General features: G+C 68.9%; 14 protein-coding genes. 7 read left to right on the forward strand and 7 right to left on the reverse strand.

The genetic code is table 11. The annotated features are described in order from the left end of the window. The first annotated feature begins 116 nt into the window (after positions 1-116). From ASF63_RS14795 to ASF63_RS14810, 4 genes are all read left to right on the forward strand, one after another. Positions 117-1,457, forward strand: a complete 1,341-nt coding sequence (locus tag ASF63_RS14795) for an ABC transporter substrate-binding protein (RefSeq protein ID WP_056515665.1) — start codon at positions 117-119, stop codon at positions 1,455-1,457. Beyond that, positions 1,450-2,376, forward strand: coding sequence for a carbohydrate ABC transporter permease (locus tag ASF63_RS14800; protein ID WP_235560809.1), 927 nt, complete (start codon positions 1,450-1,452; stop codon positions 2,374-2,376). The genes ASF63_RS14795 and ASF63_RS14800 overlap by 8 nt, the downstream gene beginning before the upstream one ends. Continuing rightward, positions 2,369-3,187 (forward strand): carbohydrate ABC transporter permease, encoded by an 819-nt coding sequence (locus tag ASF63_RS14805; RefSeq protein WP_056515668.1) that lies wholly within the window; start codon positions 2,369-2,371, stop codon positions 3,185-3,187. The genes ASF63_RS14800 and ASF63_RS14805 overlap by 8 nt, the downstream gene beginning before the upstream one ends. A 146-nt stretch (positions 3,188-3,333) precedes the next feature. Then, positions 3,334-4,929: an Ig-like domain-containing protein gene (locus ASF63_RS14810; protein WP_157534387.1), complete on the forward strand. Its 1,596-nt coding sequence runs from the start codon at positions 3,334-3,336 to the stop codon at positions 4,927-4,929. Between the two features lie 97 nt (positions 4,930-5,026). Here the strand turns inward: ASF63_RS14810 and ASF63_RS14815 are convergent, their stop codons facing one another. Further along, the gene (locus ASF63_RS14815) at positions 5,027-5,566 is read right to left on the reverse strand and encodes a hypothetical protein (RefSeq protein WP_056515674.1); all 540 of its coding nucleotides are present in this window, start codon (positions 5,564-5,566) and stop codon (positions 5,027-5,029) included. Positions 5,567-5,720: 154 nt separating this feature from the next. Here ASF63_RS14815 and ASF63_RS14820 point away from each other — a divergent pair, with 154 nt between their 5' ends. Together ASF63_RS14820 and ASF63_RS14825 are read left to right on the forward strand one after the other, a co-directional pair. Continuing rightward, on the forward strand, positions 5,721-6,944 hold the full coding sequence (locus ASF63_RS14820; protein ID WP_056515677.1) for a sensor histidine kinase: 1,224 nt from the start codon (positions 5,721-5,723) through the stop codon (positions 6,942-6,944). Continuing rightward, a complete protein-coding gene (locus tag ASF63_RS14825) occupies positions 6,941-7,543 on the forward strand; it encodes a response regulator transcription factor (protein ID WP_056309526.1) in 603 nt (200 codons plus the stop codon). The genes ASF63_RS14820 and ASF63_RS14825 overlap by 4 nt, the downstream gene beginning before the upstream one ends. Positions 7,544-7,760: 217 nt before the next feature. Here ASF63_RS14825 and ASF63_RS14830 read toward each other — a convergent pair whose 3' ends face one another. Both ASF63_RS14830 and ASF63_RS14835 read right to left on the reverse strand, forming a co-directional pair. Further along, positions 7,761-8,441 (reverse strand): cation transporter, encoded by a 681-nt coding sequence (locus tag ASF63_RS14830; RefSeq protein WP_056515681.1) that lies wholly within the window; start codon positions 8,439-8,441, stop codon positions 7,761-7,763. Beyond that, complete coding sequence (locus tag ASF63_RS14835) at positions 8,441-8,773, reverse strand: ArsR/SmtB family transcription factor (RefSeq protein ID WP_200934033.1); 333 nt, start codon at positions 8,771-8,773, stop codon at positions 8,441-8,443. Before ASF63_RS14835 ends, ASF63_RS14830 begins: the two co-directional genes overlap by 1 nt. Positions 8,774-8,899: 126 nt before the next feature. On the opposite strand from ASF63_RS14835, the gene ASF63_RS14840 reads away from it, so the two are divergent. Then, entirely contained in the window at positions 8,900-9,382 is a 483-nt protein-coding gene (locus ASF63_RS14840) for a GNAT family N-acetyltransferase (RefSeq protein WP_056515688.1), read from the forward strand. A 6-nt stretch (positions 9,383-9,388) separates the two neighbouring features. Here ASF63_RS14840 and treZ read toward each other — a convergent pair whose 3' ends face one another. The 4 genes from treZ to ASF63_RS14860 are packed head-to-tail and all read right to left on the reverse strand — an operon-like array spanning position 9,389 to position 15,979. Continuing rightward, a complete protein-coding gene (gene treZ, locus ASF63_RS14845; RefSeq protein ID WP_056515691.1) occupies positions 9,389-11,146 on the reverse strand; it encodes a malto-oligosyltrehalose trehalohydrolase in 1,758 nt (585 codons plus the stop codon). Beyond that, positions 11,143-13,491: a malto-oligosyltrehalose synthase gene (treY, locus tag ASF63_RS14850; RefSeq protein WP_056515694.1), complete on the reverse strand. Its 2,349-nt coding sequence runs from the start codon at positions 13,489-13,491 to the stop codon at positions 11,143-11,145. The genes treZ and treY overlap by 4 nt, the downstream gene beginning before the upstream one ends. Next, complete coding sequence (gene glgX / locus ASF63_RS14855; protein ID WP_056515695.1) at positions 13,488-15,698, reverse strand: glycogen debranching protein GlgX; 2,211 nt, start codon at positions 15,696-15,698, stop codon at positions 13,488-13,490. Before glgX ends, treY begins: the two co-directional genes overlap by 4 nt. Continuing rightward, positions 15,695-15,979, reverse strand: a complete 285-nt coding sequence (locus tag ASF63_RS14860; RefSeq protein ID WP_056515698.1) for a hypothetical protein — start codon at positions 15,977-15,979, stop codon at positions 15,695-15,697. Before ASF63_RS14860 ends, glgX begins: the two co-directional genes overlap by 4 nt. Positions 15,980-15,989 lie beyond the last annotated feature (10 nt).

A 15,989-nucleotide genomic window follows, 5' to 3' on the forward strand; every position in this document is an offset into this window, starting at 1 on the left:
ATGACTTCGCGCGTCGCACGACGACGAACTGTTACGCCTGCGATGCGGGGGGCGGCGCGGGCCTCCTAGCCTGAGCGCCGATCGCTTCCCCGACCCGACGCCTGAGGAGCCCCCCCATGTCCTTCCTTCCGAGCAGCGGCCGACGCCGCCTCCTTCTCGGTGCCGCCGCCCTGACGGCTGCGACGTTCGTGATCGCCGGTTGCGCGGCGCAGGCCCCCGAGTCCGATGCATCCGGCGCAGACGGCGATTTCTCCGGCCAGACTCTGAACGCGCTGCTCATCACGTCGCACGAGGGCGCGGGCAACTGGCTCAAGGAGCATTTCGAAGAGGAGACCGGCGCCGAGGTCAACCTCACGATCGTGCCCTATGACGAGATCGGCTCGACGCTCGCCCTCGACCAGCAGTCGGGCGCCAACACCTTCGACGTCGCGGCTCCCTGGTACGTCTCGATCGGCGACCTCGCCGAGGGCGGCTCGATCCAGGACCTCACGGACTGGATCGCCGACACCCCCTCGCTCGAGGAGGACGACTTCATCCCCTCGATCAACGACCCGTACACGCTGGTCGGCGACCGCCGCTACGGTCTGCCCTTCGACGGCGACACCCACGTGCTGTTCTACAACAAGGAGATCCTCGAGCGGAACGGCATCACCGAGCCGCCGGCGACCTGGGACGAATACCTGGCCGACGTGAAGACGATCACCGAGAACGAGGGTGACGAGGGCGTCTACGGTTCCGCGATCTTCGGTCAGAAGTCGCCGCTGATCCTCGGCGCCGCCTACGCGAACCGCCTGGCGGGCTTCGGCGGCGAGTTCGTCGATGAAGACGGCAAGCCCACGATCAACTCCCCGGAGGCTGTCGCCGCCGCGGAGGCGCTGGTGGATGCCGTGCCCTACGCGTTCCCGACGGCTGCCGAGACCGACTTCGGAGTCGGCAACGGCGCCTGGTACGACGGCAAGGTCGGCTTCATCGAGAACTGGACCGACCTCGGGGTGGGTTCGGAGACGAACCCCGACTCGAAGGTCGCGGGCAAGTGGGGCGTGACGACGCTTCCCGTCGGCGGGGACAACACCGAGGCGCGCGCGTCGCTGGTGGCCGGATTCACCTGGGTGATCGCGGCGAACACCGAGAAGACCGATCTCGCGAAGGCGTTCATCGAGTACGCCGCGTCCAGCGAGGTCAACTCCGAGCTGATCGTCGCCGACCCGCAGACCGGCATCGACCCGAACCGCGAGTCGTCGCTCGAGAGCGAGGCCTACGGCGAGACGTACCCCGACCTGCAGCGGGTCAACCGCACGACGCTGAGCGGATCGCTCGCCTGGCCCACGGGCGAGAACGCCTCGCAGGCCGCGCAGATCCTCACCGACGAGCTGGCGAAGCTCATCGCGGGCGACGGGGGTACCGCACAGGAGACCCTCGACCGCGTCCAGGCCGAGTGGGAAGAGATCCTTGGCTGACGCCTCCGCGATCCGCGTGCGCACCGCCCGCGCGTCCGGCCGAGTGCCGCGACGGGCGGGCGGTCCGGCGCGGCCGGGCGCAGCGCGTCTCCTGACCGTGCCGACGGTCCTGTCGATCGTCGTGCTCGGTGCGTATCCGCTCGTCTTCATCCTCGCCGCGGCCTTCACCGATTCGACACTCGGGCGACCGTTCCAGGAGTGGGTGGGCACCGCGAATCTCGAGACGATCCTCGCGGATGCCGACGTCGTCGCGTCGTTCGCGCGGACGGTCGCGTATGCCGTCGTGGTGGCGGTCGTCAGCGTCGTGCTGGGCGTTGCGATCGCCGTCGCACTGGAGCGTGCGACCCGAGCGGGCGCCGTCGTGCGCACGCTGCTCCTATTGCCGCTGATCACCCCACCGGTGGTGGTCGGCACCCTGTGGAAGCTCGTGTTCAACCCCGGCGGTGGACTGCTCGCGACCGTGCTGCCCGGTCTGTCGCTCGCACCGCTGTCGACGACGGCGTGGGCGCTCCCCGCGATCGGGCTGGCCGATGTGTGGCAGTGGACGCCGTTGATCGTGATCCTCGTGTACGCCGCGCTGCTCACGCAGGACCATTCGGTGCGGGAGGCCGCATCGCTCGACGGGGCTCATGGAGCCGGTCTGTTCCGGCACATCACCTGGCCGGCGATCGCGGGCACGGTGATCGCCGCGCTCTTCATCCGTCTCGTCATCGCGTTGAAGGTCTTCGATCTCGTGTTCGTGATGACCTCGGGCGGACCCGGTCAGGCCTCGACCGTGACGACCTACCTGATCCAGCAGGTCGCTCTCAAGGAGTTCGACATCGGCCGCGCCTCCGCGATCACCCTCGTGTTCGCGGTCATCGTCACCGCGGTGACCCTCGTGGTGGCGGTCTTCGCACGAAAGGCCCGACATGACTGAGCGACGCACCCGGCTGCGGCCCGTCGCGAGCACCGTGCTCTTCGTGGCGCTCGCCGTGACCCTCGTCCCGTTGGCCTACCTGTTCTCGGTGTCGCTGATGGGGCGCGACGAGACGGTCTCGGGAGTCCTGTGGAGCGCCGCCCCGCACTGGGAGAACTGGGGCGACGTGCTGTCGACCGACATCCCGCGTTCGATCCTGAACTCCCTGGGCGCCGCGATCGGCGGCGCCGTCGTCTCGCTGGTCATCGCCATCCCCGGTGCCTGGGCGATCGTCCGCCACAACGCCGGCGGGCGCACGCTGGGAGCGACCCTGATGAGCCCGTGGCTGCTCCCGCCGATCGTCGCCGTGGTCCCGCTGCTCACTCTTCTTCGATCGATGGGGCTCAACAACACGCTTCTCGGCCTCACGCTCGTGTACGCGCTCGTCAACGTGCCGGTGGCGGTCTGGCTGCTCGAGGGGTTCATCCGTCGTCTGCCGGTGGAGATCGAGGAGGCGGCGCGCATCGACGGCGCGGGGACGCTGCGGATGCTGTGGTCCGTCGTCGTCCCTCTGCTGCTGCCGAGCCTCGTCGCGATCGGGATCATCGTCGCGATTCTCAACTACAACGAGTTCCTGCTCGCGACCTTCCTCACGCAGAGCGTGGACGCGCAGACGTTCCCCGTGGCGCTGTCGCTCTTCTACGGCGACCGCACGCCGCACTTCGGCAAGATCGCGGCGGCGTCGTTCATCGGCGTGATCCCGGTCTTCGCCGCCGCCGTGTTCTTCCAGCGTTGGCTCGTCGGTGGGCTGACGACGGGCGCGGTGCGCTGAGAGACCGGGGATCCGCCCGTCTGCAGTCACCTGCTGTGCCGGTATATCGGTGCTGTATTCCGGTAACGGCGTAATCAGATCGTCATTTTCTGATCTCTTAGATGAGTCGCGACTGGGAGCGGCTCGAAATCGGACTGGGGATGACGATGACTGGGGAGAACACCGCCGTGCGCGCGTACGGAAGGACGATCGGCCGAGGAAAGCCGATCGACGGGGAGAAGAAGCTGCGAGGCCGGGGAGTCGTCGCGATGATCGTGGGGATGGTCATCGGCGTGGTCGGGATGCTGGGGGCCGCTCTGCCGGCCGCGGCGGCACCGACTGTGACCTATCCGGGCGCGATCGGCAACCTGTCGCTCGAGGCGGAGAACGGCGGTGGGCCGCTCGTGCAGTGGCAGACCGTGCGGATCTCGGGCGAATGGGCCGTCCCGGCCGGAGCGCAGGCGGGCGAGACGTTCGGCATGACGCTGCCGGCGGAGTTCAGCCGCCAGGCGGCGGGAGAGTTCACGATCGCCGACCCCGTGACCGGCGAGATCATGGCGAATTGCCTGGTCGCCGCAGGTCAGGGCCCTGAGATGGTGTGCACACTGACGGATGCCGTCACGGGCAAGGAAGACGTCCGCGGGACCTTCTGGATGCAGGCTCGTGCGTCGCAGACGACGGCAAGCGAGACGGTCGAGTTCGACCTCGGCGACACGGTCGAGATCGTCGATCTTCCTGGCGATGGAGGCGTCGTTCCGGAGGACCCGGCGGAAGCGGAGGAGCCCTACAAGTACGGTGGCGAGACCGAGACCGACGGGCTGCTCAAGTGGGTCGTGGGGATCCCGAGCGGGTACGTCGCCGACGGGGCATTCACGATCAGGGACACCCTTGACGCCGGACTGGACGGTCACCGCTACACGGGCGAGGTGCGACTGAGCCAGCGCGCGGTCGAGAACGGGGCGCTGGTCGGAGACTGGAGCGTCGTCGACCCTGCGAGCTATCAAGTGCGCTTCGCGGCAGACGGGCAGTCGTTCGAGTTCGCAGCGACCGGTCTTCCGGCAGGCGGCTTCGCATACGAGCTGCTCTACTACACGCAGGCAGACGGTCCGGTGGTGCAGGGCGACGTCTTCGGCAACCATGCGATCGTCGGCACGTTCGAGACGTCCGCGACCCATACGGTCACCGAGTCGGGCGGCGGCGACGGCTCCGGTGTGACGTACACGAGCTTCTCGATCTCGAAGGCGCTGACCGGACCTCAGGCTGCTGCGGCCCAAGCGGCGACGTACACCGTGCGCTACTCGGTCAAGGGGTCCGACGTCCCGGCCAAGACGATGGTCGTGCCCGTCGGACAGCCGGTCGTCAGTGAGCGTGCGCCCCTCGGATCGACCTTCGTGATCGAGGAGATCGATCTTCCCGTCGTCGAGGGAGTGACCTGGGGAGCGTGGACCATCTCCGGTGACGGGGTCGTCGACGCCGGGAACGGCACCTACGAGGTGACCCCCGGGGCGGCAGCCGGTGTGGCGCTCACCCTCACCAATGTCGCGAACCCGGTTCCGGTCGTAGAGCCGACCCCGACCCCCACGCCGTCTTCCACGCCGACTCCGACCCGCACGCCTGCGTCAGCCACGACACCTGGCGAGCTGGCGCTGACCGGCGGCGGCGACGGGTCGGGTTTCCTCGCCCTCGCGGCCGCGCTGATCGTCTCCGGTTCGATCGCGACCGCAGTCTCGGTGAAGCGCCGGTCGAGCGTCGCACGTCGCTGATCACGGCACGCACGAAAAGCGGGTGGTCACCGGTCGGTGACCACCCGCTGCTGTGTTCCAGACGCCGAGTGCGTCTGCTCCGCTGTGAGTCCCGCGATCAGCGGATCGCGTAGACGGCGCTGCCGACGATCACGGCGACGATTGTGGTCCAGCCGACGATGGCGACGGCCTGCCAGATCAGGATGCGGACCTTGCCCACACCTGCTGCGGCGAGCATCGTGGCGGTGAACTGGGTCGGCAGCAGCAGCGGACCCAGGAGGCTCACGCCGGGAACGCCGTAGCGCTCGAACGCCCGCTGGAACTTCTCCTTGCGTGCTCCGCCGCGCTCGGACTCCGCGGGAGCCGCCTCGACCGCGCCGCCGTTCGTTCCGGCCAGCACGCCCTCACGGCTGCGACTGCGGTTGACGATCGCCGTGCGGGCTCCCGAACTCGCGATCACGAGCACGGCGACGCAGAGGAAGTTGCCCACCATCGCCGCGATCGCTGCGACGACGGGGTGGATGCCGCCGATGATGCCGATCGAGACGGCGCCCTCGCCCTCGATGAACGGGATGGCGCCCGCGAGGGCGACGATGAGCGGCTGGACGAGTTCGGGAACCTGGGCGACGAAGCCCTGGAAGGTCTCGATGAGGTTCATTGGATTGCTCCTATGGTCTGAGCGCCGGTGTCTCCGCCGCGATGTATCCAGTCCACCGCTCCTCCGCTCCCGGCGGCAGTGTCGGGCCGTCACTCGTTTCCGGGTGCTTCACCCGCGGCATCCGTGACATGTGTCACGCCCGTATCGTGGGGGCATGCAGAGCACATCCCCGCTGATCGAGCCACCTGGCGACCCGTCGCTCGGAGCCCGCCAGCTGGCTCGTGGCATCACCGCGACCTGGTGGTACACGTTCTCGGCCGTCGTGTTCCTCGAGCTCTTCCTGGTGCTGGTGTGGACACTCGAGGCGTTCGCCTCGCCGGGCGACGCGACAGCGCCGGTGGTCGTCGGCGCCGGGGGCATCGTCTGGTGGCTGTCGACCGCCATCCTGCTGTGGGCATATCGGCACCGCGTCGACGCCGACCCGGGGATCCCGTGGACGCGCATCGCTCTTCCGCTGCTGATCGCCGCCGCCTACGGCGCCGCGGCGGGCCTCGTGACCGACAGCTGGCTGCTCGCGGTCATGCCGATCGCGCAGTCGGTCGTGCTGCTCAACTGGCCGAAGGGCGTGCGGCTGCGGATCGTGGTCCTGACGACCGTGCTGCTCTTCTGCCTGGCGTTCATCGACGGAGCCCGCGGCGCCATGGAGCCCGGTGCGCCGGGGTGGCTTCCCGCGCTCTACGCGATCCTGATCCCGGCGATGTCGGTGAGCTCGCTGTGGTGGTGGGACGTCCTGGTCACGCTCGACCGGGCGCGCGCCTCCGAGTCGAGGCTCGCCGCGACCCAGGAGCGGCTTCGCGTCGCGACCGACGTGCACGACCTCCAGGGGCACCACCTGCAGGTGATCGCGCTGCAGCTCGAGCTGGCTGAGCGACTCATGGGTCGTGATGCCGATGCGGCTCTCGAGCAGCTGCAGGCTGCCAGGGTGAGCGTCGACGAGGCACGGCAGGGAACGCGCGATCTCGCCACCCGCTTCCGCTCGGTGCCGTTGGGTGACGAGGTGGCGAACGCGCGCGACCTCCTCAGCGCCGCGGGCCTCGTGGTGGAGGCGGAGATCGCGGCGGACGCCGACGACGCACCGGCATCCGCCCTCGGGCCCGTGATCCGCGAGACCACCACCAACGTCCTGCGACACGGTGCCGGACGTCACGCGCGGCTCAGACTCGAGAGGGTGCCGGAGGGATGGCGCTACGAAGTCGCGAACGACGTGGATGCCGATGCCGCGGGGGAGCCGGTCGGCTCGGGGCTCGACGGAGTCAGGCGTCGCATCGCCGAGGCGGGCGGCACGCTGGAGATCCATGACGAGGGCGGTGACTTCGCGGTGGTGGTCACGGTGCCCGCGAACGAGGGTGTGTCCGCTGACCGAGGAGGAGCGCGATGATCCGGGTGCTTCTCGCCGACGACGAGGGGATGATCCGTTCCGCGCTCGCGGCCCTGCTGCGACTCGAGGGCGACATCGAGGTCGTCGCAGAGTGCGAAGACGGAGAGCAGGCGCTCGCCGAGGCTCTGAGGTTGACGCCGGACGTGTGCCTGCTCGATCTCGAGATGCCGGGCCTCGACGGCGTCGAAGTGGCCGAGAGGCTGAACAGGGCGATCGCCACCCGGTGCGTCGTGGTGACCCGGCATGCCCGCCCGGGCGTGCTGCGGCGGGCGCTCGCATCCGGGGTCTCGGGCTTCCTTCCGAAGTCCCGCGGCGCCGATCAGGTCGCCGACGTGATCCGCAGGGTCGCAGCCGGTGCGCGATACGTCGACCCGGAGATCGCGGCCGACGCGCTGAGCGACGAACGATCCCCGCTCACCGACCGCGAGCTCGACGTGCTGCGCGCAGGCCGCCGCGGCCAGACGACAGGTCAGATCGCGAAGGCGCTGTCGCTCGCCCCCGGAACGGTGCGCAATCACATCTCGGCCGTGCTCGCGAAGCTGTCGGTCGGCACGCGGCAGCAGGCTGTGCTCCTCGCCGAGGAGCGCGGCTGGATCTGAACCTCTCGACTGTCGAAGTCGGATCGCATCGCGTCAGCGGGGGAGTGCGGGTGGGGCCGTGGGAGGTGCCCCACCCGCGAGCCGCTCAAAGGGGAGAGTGCGACCCGAGACGTGACGCGAGCACATGTCCCCCAGGCTCACTTCAGGTCTCAACAAGCAAGACCCGAGGATGGCGGGATCGTGACGCGGCTGTCGAAAGTCTCCGCGAATCGCGACGTCAGCGGTGATCGTGTGCGTCGTGACGGTCGTGGTCGCGGTCGTCCTCGAGGATCATGCCCACCGAGGTCGCGCACGCGTCGCCCTTCCACGCCTCCAGTCCTTCGCGCACGGCGAAGATCGCGATGACGAGTCCGGCGACGGCATCCGCCCACCACCAGCCGAACAGGCTGTTGAGCGCGAGACCGATCAGCACGGCGGCCGACAGATAGGTGCAGATCAGCGTCTGCTTCGAATCGGCGACCGCTGTGGCCGAGCCGACCTCGTGCCCTGCGCGACGCTCCGCGAGGGAGACGAGGGGCATGATGACGACGCTCAGCGCGGTGAGGACGAGGCCGACCGTGCTGTGTGCGGGGCGGTCGCCGCCGATCAGCGAGAGCGCGGAGGATGCGACGACGTAGATCGCGAGGCCGAAGAAGGCGACGGCGATCACTCGCAGCGTCGGCTTCTCCCACCGCTCGGGGTCGCGGCGGGTGAACTGCCAGGCGACGGCCGCAGCGGACAGCACCTCGATGCTCGAGTCGAGGCCGAAGCCGATGAGCGCGGCGGAGGACGCGACGGACCCGGCCGTGATCGCGACGATCGCCTCGATCACGTTGTAGACGATCGTGAATGCCACGATGAGTCGGATGCGACGGTGCAGCGTCGCCCGACGGGCAGGGGTCGGGGTGACCGCGGCCATCAGCAGGTGCATCCTTCGCCGTCGCAGCAGTCGGGCTCGACGATCAGCACGACCTGCAGCAGTGCGTCGAGTGCCGGGACGAGGTGCGGATCCGCGAGCTGATAGCGGCTGCGCCGGCCGTCCTGGATGCTCTCGACGAGACCGCACCCGCGCAGACACGCGAGATGGTTCGACAGCAGCTGTCGACTCACGCCGAGATGCTCGGCGAGGTCGGAGGGATACGCGGGCTCTTCGCGGAGCGCGAGCAGGATCGATGCGCGTGTCGAGTCCGACAGTGCGTGTCCCAGCCGGGCGACCGCCGCGGTGTGGGTGGGGGAGGCCGTGAGAGTCACACCACTACAGTACAGAAAACACTGAACTCAGCGAAACCTGAATCAAAGGTCGGCAACATCGCCGAAATCCTGGCTCTGTACCGTGGCGCAGAGCCGGGTGGACGCAGGATCGAGGGAGAACGACTGATGACGAGTGTGACGATCGAGCGCGTGGCCTGGACGCACCCGGATGCCGAGCGGCTGCGCGCCGCGCAACGGGTCGAGCTCGACGCTCGATACGGCAGCGACGACCACGAGCCCGGCGTCGTACCCTCAGCCGACGACGTGCCGGTCTTCCTGATCGCGCGCGACGCGCACGGAGAAGCGATCGTGTGCGGAGGACTGCGGGTGCTCGATGACGATGTGCTGGGAGAAGGCGTCGCGGAGATCAAGCGGATGTACGCCGCTCCACAGGCGCGCGGCACGGGAGCGGCCACCGCGCTGCTCAGCGCTCTCGAGCGGGCCGCAGACGATCTCGGCATCCGGCGTCTGGTGCTCGAGACCGGCACGGCGCAGCCCGATGCGGTGCGCTTCTACGAGCGCGAGGGGTACGCGCCGATCCCGCTCTACGGCAACTACGTGGGGAGCGATCTCTCGCTGTGCTTCGCGAAGGCTCTCGCCGCGGGGTGACGCCGATCAGTCGGGCGGACCGACGATCACCGCCGACTCCGGTCGCACGAAGATCGTCCTGGCCATGATCCGGCCGGGCGCCGTCTCCAGCAGCACTCGGGCATCCGGTTCCAGGCCGAACTCGACCTCGTTCGCAGTCAGGTTGACGAGCACCGAGAGGTGTCCGCGGTCGATGCGGTACGCGCGGGCATCCGGAGCCGCATCCCGATGCGAGACCGTGACGGTCGTCTGCGCCATGTCGGGGTCGGTGAGCTCGGCGCGCTCCTGCCGCAGTGAGATCAAGCGGCGGTAGAGGTCGAGCAGCTCGGCGTGCGGCTCGTCGCCGAGCTCGTTCCAGTCGAGGTGCGAGCGTTCGAACGTCGCCGGATCCTGCGGATCGGGCACCTGAGTCGGATCCCAGCCCATGCGCGCGAACTCGGCGATGCGGCCTTCGGCGGTAGCCCGGGCGAGCTCGGGCTCCTTGTGCGAGGTGAAGAACTGCCAAGGTGTCGATGCGGCCCATTCCTCGCCCATGAAAAGCATGGGCGTTCCCGGGGCGGTCAGCGTGAGCACCGCGGCGACGGCGAGGCGCCCGGGCGACAGCGAAGCCGCGAGGCGGTCGCCGGCGGCCCGATTGCCGATCTGGTCGTGGTCCTGTGCGAAGGTGACGAGGCGCCAGGCGGGCACGCTCTCGGGCAGAGGAGCACCGTGCGGGCGACCGCGGAAAGAGGAGTACGTGCCGTCGTGGAAGAAGCCGCCCTCCGACACCTTGGCCACGGCATCCGGTGCGGCGAAGTCCGCGTAGTAGCCGTCGGTCTCACCGGTGAGGGCCACATGCACCGCGTGGTGCCAGTCGTCCGACCACTGCGCTGTGAGCCCGTATCCGCCGGCTTCGCGGGGCAGGATGAGCGTCGGATCGTTCAGGTCGGACTCCGCGATCAGGCTGAGCGGTCGCTCGACCTGAGCGGAGAGTGCGTCGACGCGTTCGGCGAGCTCATGCAGGATGTGCGGAGTGCGGGCGTCGTGGAGCGCGTGCACCGCGTCGAGACGCAGCCCGTCGACGTGGAAGTCGCGCAGCCACATCAGGGCGTTCTCGATGATGTACTCGCGCACCGCCGGCTCGTCGAGGTTCACCGATTCGCCCCAGGAGGTGTGCTCGCCGTCGCGCAGGTACGGTCCGAACTCGGGCAGGTAGTTGCCGCTAGGGCCCAGGTGGTTGTAGACCACATCCTGGATCACCGCGAGGCCGCGGGCGTGCGCCGCATCCACGAGCCTCTGGTATCCGGCAGGGCCACCGTATGCCTCGTGCACGGCGTACCAGAGCACTCCGTCGTAGCCCCAGTTCCACGTGCCGCTGAACGCGTTGACCGGGAGCAGCTCGATGTGGGTGATCCCGAGCCCGACGAGGTGGTCGAGGCGGCCGATCAGCGCGTCGAGGGTTCCCTCCGGCGTGAACGTGCCCACATGCAGCTCGTAGATCACTCCGCCGGCGAGCGGCCGACCCGTCCAGCTCGTGTCGGTCCACTCGAAACGCGCGGCGTCGAACAGGGCGGACGGTCCATGCACACCGCGAGGCTGTCGCCGAGACCGGGGGTCGGGCCGAAGCTCATCGCTCCCGTCGAGCAGGAAGCCGTAGCGCTCGCCTTCGGACATCGGGACATCGCTGCTCCACCATCCCGGTTCCGCCGAGTTCGGCGTCATGTCGTGCTCCGAGATCAGCACGCACGCGGGGGTCAGGCGCCGCAGCCGCACGGTGTTCGCGCGCGGCGCCCAGACCGAGATCATCGCTCCTCCACCAGGAGGGCGACCGGATAGGTGTCGAGCAGGTCCTTCAGCAGGACCGGACCTCCGTCGACCCGTCGGCCCGTCAGCATGTCGACGGCGGCGAGATCGGGCCGCATCAGCACGGTGTCTCCCCATCCGCCCCGGCGCGCCAGACCGACCGGCAGGCGGGTGGCCACCGCGAGCACTCCGCCGCGATCGAAGGCGATGGCGTGGTCGGCGGCCTGCCCTGCGACCGCACAGGGTCGATAGCCGTGGAAGAGGTCGGCATGGTCGCGGCGCAGGCGCAGGGCCCTCGACGTGATGAGCATCTTCGCGAGCCCGGAGTCGTCGATCGGAGGAAGGATGCCGTGGGCGGCGTCCTCGTCGAGGAGGCGCAGCAGTGCGGACCGCTCGGCGAAATCGACCGGTCGACGGTTGTCGGGGTCGACCAGCGAGTGGTCCCACAGTTCGGTGCCCTGGTAGACGTCGGGAACGCCGGGTGCCGCGAGCTGGAGCAGCTTCGCTGACAGCGAGTTGACGCGGCCGGGGGCGACGATCTCGCTCACGAACCGTTCGACGATGTCGCGCGCGGAGCCGTTGGCGGCCTCGGCGATCGCCGTGACGCCCTTCTCGAACTCGGCGTCCGGGTGCTGCCATCCCGTGCCCTCGGCGGCCTCGCGAGCGGCTTTCAGGCCGTAGGCGGTCAATCGCTCGGTCGAGATGGGCCACGCTCCCACGACGGCCTGCCACAGGAGCGCGTCGAGAGGACCGTGTCCGGTCGAGGCGACGGCGCGGAGTTCCGTCAGCGTCTCGGACCAGCGCTCGGGGACCTCGGCGAGCACCGACAGTCGGGCACGGACATCTTCGGAGCGCTTCGTGTCGTGCGTCGACAGCGTGGTCATCGAGTGCGGCCATGAGGCGAGTCTCGACCGCTGGGCATCATGGAACGACTCGACCGAGAGCGACCCGATCGACGGGTCGCCACCGACCTCGGTCAGCGTGCCCAGCCGGGTGAATCGGTAGAACGCGGTGTCCTCCACGCCCTTCGCCATCACCGCTCCGGTGACCTGCGGGAACCGCTCCGCCACCTCGAGCGTCGTGTCGAAGAGCAGCGGCGCGAGCTCGGCGATCGACTCGGCGAGATCGGGCCGTCGGCGGGCGGCGTCATCGAGCGCGTGCTGCAGATGCTCGCGTCCCGCCGGCAGATACGCCCGGTAGACGGGGAAGCTCGCGATGATCTCGGTCAGAGCATCCTCGGCTCCGACCACGCCGAACGGCAGCGCCCGCACCAGTCGGCGCACCTCGGATCGCAGCAGCTCGTCGGCGACCTTCCGCTTCGTGGTGAGGATCAGATCGTGCCACGACTGCGCGACCGGCAGACCGGTCTCGGTGCGCAACCGGGCGTCGAGGGCGTCGAGTTCGTCGACGCCCGATTGGTCGATCAGGACTCGGTCGATCTCGACCAGCGCGTCGTAGCCGGTCGTGCCGTCGGTGCGCCACCAGGAGGGCAGCTCCTCGCCGGGCTCCAGGATCTTCTCGACCAGGGTGTAGGCGGCGCCGGTCGCGTCGGCGAGATGTTCCAGATAGTCGCCGGGGTGGGCCAGCCCGTCCGGGTGGTCGACGCGCAGTCCGTCGGCGAGTCCGTCGGTGATCCACCGGGCGATCTCCCGGTGCGACTCGTCGAACACGTCCGGAAGCTCGACACGGATGCCCGCGAGCTCGGAGACGGCGAAGAAGCGGCGGTAGTCGAGGTCGGTGTTCTGGTCTTCCCAGAACCGCAGCTCGTAGTGCTGAGCGTCGAGCAGAGAAGGCAGATCCTCTGCCAGAGCTCCGGTTCCGGGAGCCAGCGGCAGCACATGATCGAAGTAGCTCAGGGTCCCGTCGGGAGCATCGTCCGCCGGGGTCGTGTCGATGACGATCTCCCCGGCGGCGAGGGCCTCGGCGGGCGAGGACCCCAGGATCGGCAGTCGCACCCGACCCTCCGACACCCGCTTGTCGACGTCGAAGGCCACCGCGTGCCGTGATGCGCGACCGAGCCGCAGCATGTCCCACCACCAGGGGTTGGCGCGGGGGAGCGCCACACCGACATGGTTCGGGACGATGTCGACGAGGATGCCGAGGTCTGCCGCGCGAGCGGCGGCGGCGAATCGGGCCAGGCCCTCGGGGCCACCGCGGGCGTCGTCGACCCGGGAGTGATCGACGACGTCGTATCCGTGGTCGGATCCGGGCACGGCTGCCAGCAGTGGCGACAGATACGCCCAGGAGACGCCGAGGTCGGCCAGGTAGGCCGTGACCGCCGCGGCGTCGTCGAGCGTGAAGCCCGCCCTGATCTGCAGTCGATACGTCGAGAGAGGGCGTCGGGTCATCGAGGCAGCTCCGGGCTCGGTGCGGGCGAGGGCGTCTCGGCGCGCTCGGTCTGGATGCGCAGGGATGCCTCGACGGAGTCGTCCGTCGGCACCTCGGTCTGGTCGACCTCGCGCAGCACCAGCAGGGAGTGGGCCTCGAGCGTCACGGGAGCTCCCGCGTCGAGAGGCGTGCCGCCCGCCCGGTCTGAGGCGGTGTCGATCGCCACCTCCCAGGCGAGTCCGTGCCGGTCGTCCGGAAGCACGGCGTCGATCGCGTCCGCCCCGCTGTGGAAGTAGATCAGGAAGTTCTGATCCGCGACCGGTCGGCCACGGCGGTCCTTCTCGCGGATGCCCTGACCGTTGAGGAACATGCCGATCGCGAGGCCGAAGCCCGAGTCCCAGTCCTCCGGTTGCATCCGCCGTCCGTCGGGGCGGAGCCAGACCACGTCGGGCACGCGCTCGCCGTCTTCCGAGCGCACCGGTCGCCCGTCGAAGAAGCGGCTGCGCCGGAAGGTCGGATGCGCGCGGCGCAGCCTGGCGACGGCAGCGGTGAACTCGATCAGCGGTCGGTCAGCAGCATCCCAGTCGACCCAGGTCAGCTCGTTGTCCTGGGCGTAGCCGTTGTTGTTGCCGTCCTGGGTGCGGCCGAGCTCGTCGCCGTGCGCGATCATCGGCACGCCCTGCGACAGCAGCAGAGTCGCCAGGAAGTTGCGCTGCTGCCTGGCGCGGATGCGGTTCACGGCCTCGTCGTCGGTCGGCCCCTCCACTCCGTTGTTCTCGGAGCGGTTGTGCGATTCCCCGTCGTTGTTGTCCTCGCCGTTCGCGTCGTTGTGCTTCTCGTTGTACGAGACCAGATCTCGCAGCGTGAAGCCGTCATGAGCCGTGACGAAGTTGATGGATGCCACCGGACGCCTGCCGGAGTGCTCGTAGAGGTCGGCGGAGCCCGTGAGGCGCGAGGCGAACTCGCCGAGAGCCTGGGGCTCCCCTCTCCAGAAGTCGCGCACGGTGTCGCGGTATTTGCCGTTCCACTCGGTCCACTGCGGAGGGAAGTTGCCCACCTGGTATCCGCCGGGCCCGACATCCCACGGCTCGGCGATGAGCTTCACCTGGGAGACGATCGGATCCTGCTGCACGAGCTCGAAGAACGCCGCGAGGCGATCGACGTCGTAGAACTCGCGCGCCAGAGTCGACGCGAGATCGAAGCGGAAGCCGTCGACATGCATCTCGGTGACCCAGTAGCGCAGCGAGTCCATGATCAGCTGCAGCGCATGCGGGTTGCCGGCGTTGAGACTGTTCCCCGTGCCCGTGTAGTCGGTGTAGTACCGGCGGTCTTCTTCGAGGCGGTAGTACGCCTCGTTGTCGATGCCTCGCATCGACAGCATCGGGCCCATGTGGTTGCCCTCTGCGGTGTGGTTGTAGACGACATCGAGGATGACCTCGATGCCCGCGGCATGCAGAGCGCGCACCATCGCCTTGAACTCCTGCACCTGCTGACCGTTCTGTCCGCTGGACGAGTAGTCGTTGTGAGGCGCGAAGAACGCCAGGGTGTTGTAGCCCCAGTAGTTCGTCAGGCCCTTCTCCAGCAGGGTGGAGTCGTACACGAACTGGTGGACCGGCATCAGCTCGATCGCGGTGATCCCCAGATGCACGAGGTGCTCGATGACCGACGGGTGCGCGATCGCCGCATACGTGCCGCGCAGCTCCTCCGGGACATCGGGGTGCAGCTCTGTGAGGCCCTTGACGTGCGCTTCGTAGATGACGGTCTGCGCGTAGGGCGTCTTCGGAAGGCGGTCGCCGGCCCACTCGAAGAACGGGTTGATGACGACGCCCTTGACCATCGTGGAAGCCGAGTCCTCGTCATTGCGCGAGTCGGGATCGCCGAAGTCGTATCCGAAGAGGGGCTGACCCCAGTCGATGCGCCCGGCCACCGACTTGGCGTACGGGTCGAGGAGGAGCTTGTTGGGGTTGAACCGCTGCCCCTGTGCGGGCTCGTACTCGCCGTGCACGCGGTACCCGTAGAGCTGTCCCGGCTGCACCGAAGGCAGGTAGCCGTGCCACACGAACGCGTCGACCTCTTCCAGGAGCACGCGCTCCTCGCTGCCGTCGTCGTCGAAGAGGCACAGCTCGACCTTCTCGGCTCCTTCGCTGAACAGCGCGAAGTTCGTGCCCTGTCCGTCGAAGGTCGCCCCGAGGGGGTACGGCGAACCGGGCCAGACGTCGTGACTCACAGAGCGCGCCGAGTCGCGACGGCGCGGTGCAGGACGGTCTTCACGGCGTCATGGAAGTCATGCACCTGCGCGACCTCGTCAGCCTGGTGATACGGGTGTCCGACATAGCAGACGAACACCGGATGCACGTGTTCGACGTAGCCGACGGGCCCCTCGTGGAGCACGACGTAGCGGTCGAGGTCGACGCGCTCGTACAGGGGCTCGACAGGCGTGGTCGCTTTCGCGGGAGCCTGGCCTTCTACGGGCTGGTGGTCATGCGCGGTATGGGTCTTCGCAGTCATGAGGGCTCCT

This window comes from Microbacterium sp. Leaf320, from assembly GCF_001423485.1.
GTDB lineage: Bacteria > Actinomycetota > Actinomycetes > Actinomycetales > Microbacteriaceae > Microbacterium.

Excerpts from the sequence above, each read along its gene's own strand:
- treY (WP_056515694.1), bottom strand. The coding sequence starts at position 13,491 with ATGACCCGACGCCCTCTCTCGACGTATCGACTGCAGATCAGGGCGGGC.
- ASF63_RS14825 (WP_056309526.1), top strand. The coding sequence starts at position 6,941 with ATGATCCGGGTGCTTCTCGCCGACGACGAGGGGATGATCCGTTCCGCG.
- treZ (WP_056515691.1), bottom strand. The coding sequence starts at position 11,146 with ATGATCTCGGTCTGGGCGCCGCGCGCGAACACCGTGCGGCTGCGGCGC.
- ASF63_RS14860 (WP_056515698.1), bottom strand. The coding sequence starts at position 15,979 with ATGACTGCGAAGACCCATACCGCGCATGACCACCAGCCCGTAGAAGGC.
- ASF63_RS14820 (WP_056515677.1), top strand. The coding sequence starts at position 5,721 with ATGCAGAGCACATCCCCGCTGATCGAGCCACCTGGCGACCCGTCGCTC.
- ASF63_RS14815 (WP_056515674.1), bottom strand. The coding sequence starts at position 5,566 with ATGAACCTCATCGAGACCTTCCAGGGCTTCGTCGCCCAGGTTCCCGAA.
- ASF63_RS14810 (WP_157534387.1), top strand. The coding sequence starts at position 3,334 with ATGACTGGGGAGAACACCGCCGTGCGCGCGTACGGAAGGACGATCGGC.
- ASF63_RS14795 (WP_056515665.1), top strand. The coding sequence starts at position 117 with ATGTCCTTCCTTCCGAGCAGCGGCCGACGCCGCCTCCTTCTCGGTGCC.
- ASF63_RS14805 (WP_056515668.1), top strand. The coding sequence starts at position 2,369 with ATGACTGAGCGACGCACCCGGCTGCGGCCCGTCGCGAGCACCGTGCTC.
- ASF63_RS14830 (WP_056515681.1), bottom strand. The coding sequence starts at position 8,441 with ATGGCCGCGGTCACCCCGACCCCTGCCCGTCGGGCGACGCTGCACCGT.
- ASF63_RS14840 (WP_056515688.1), top strand. The coding sequence starts at position 8,900 with ATGACGAGTGTGACGATCGAGCGCGTGGCCTGGACGCACCCGGATGCC.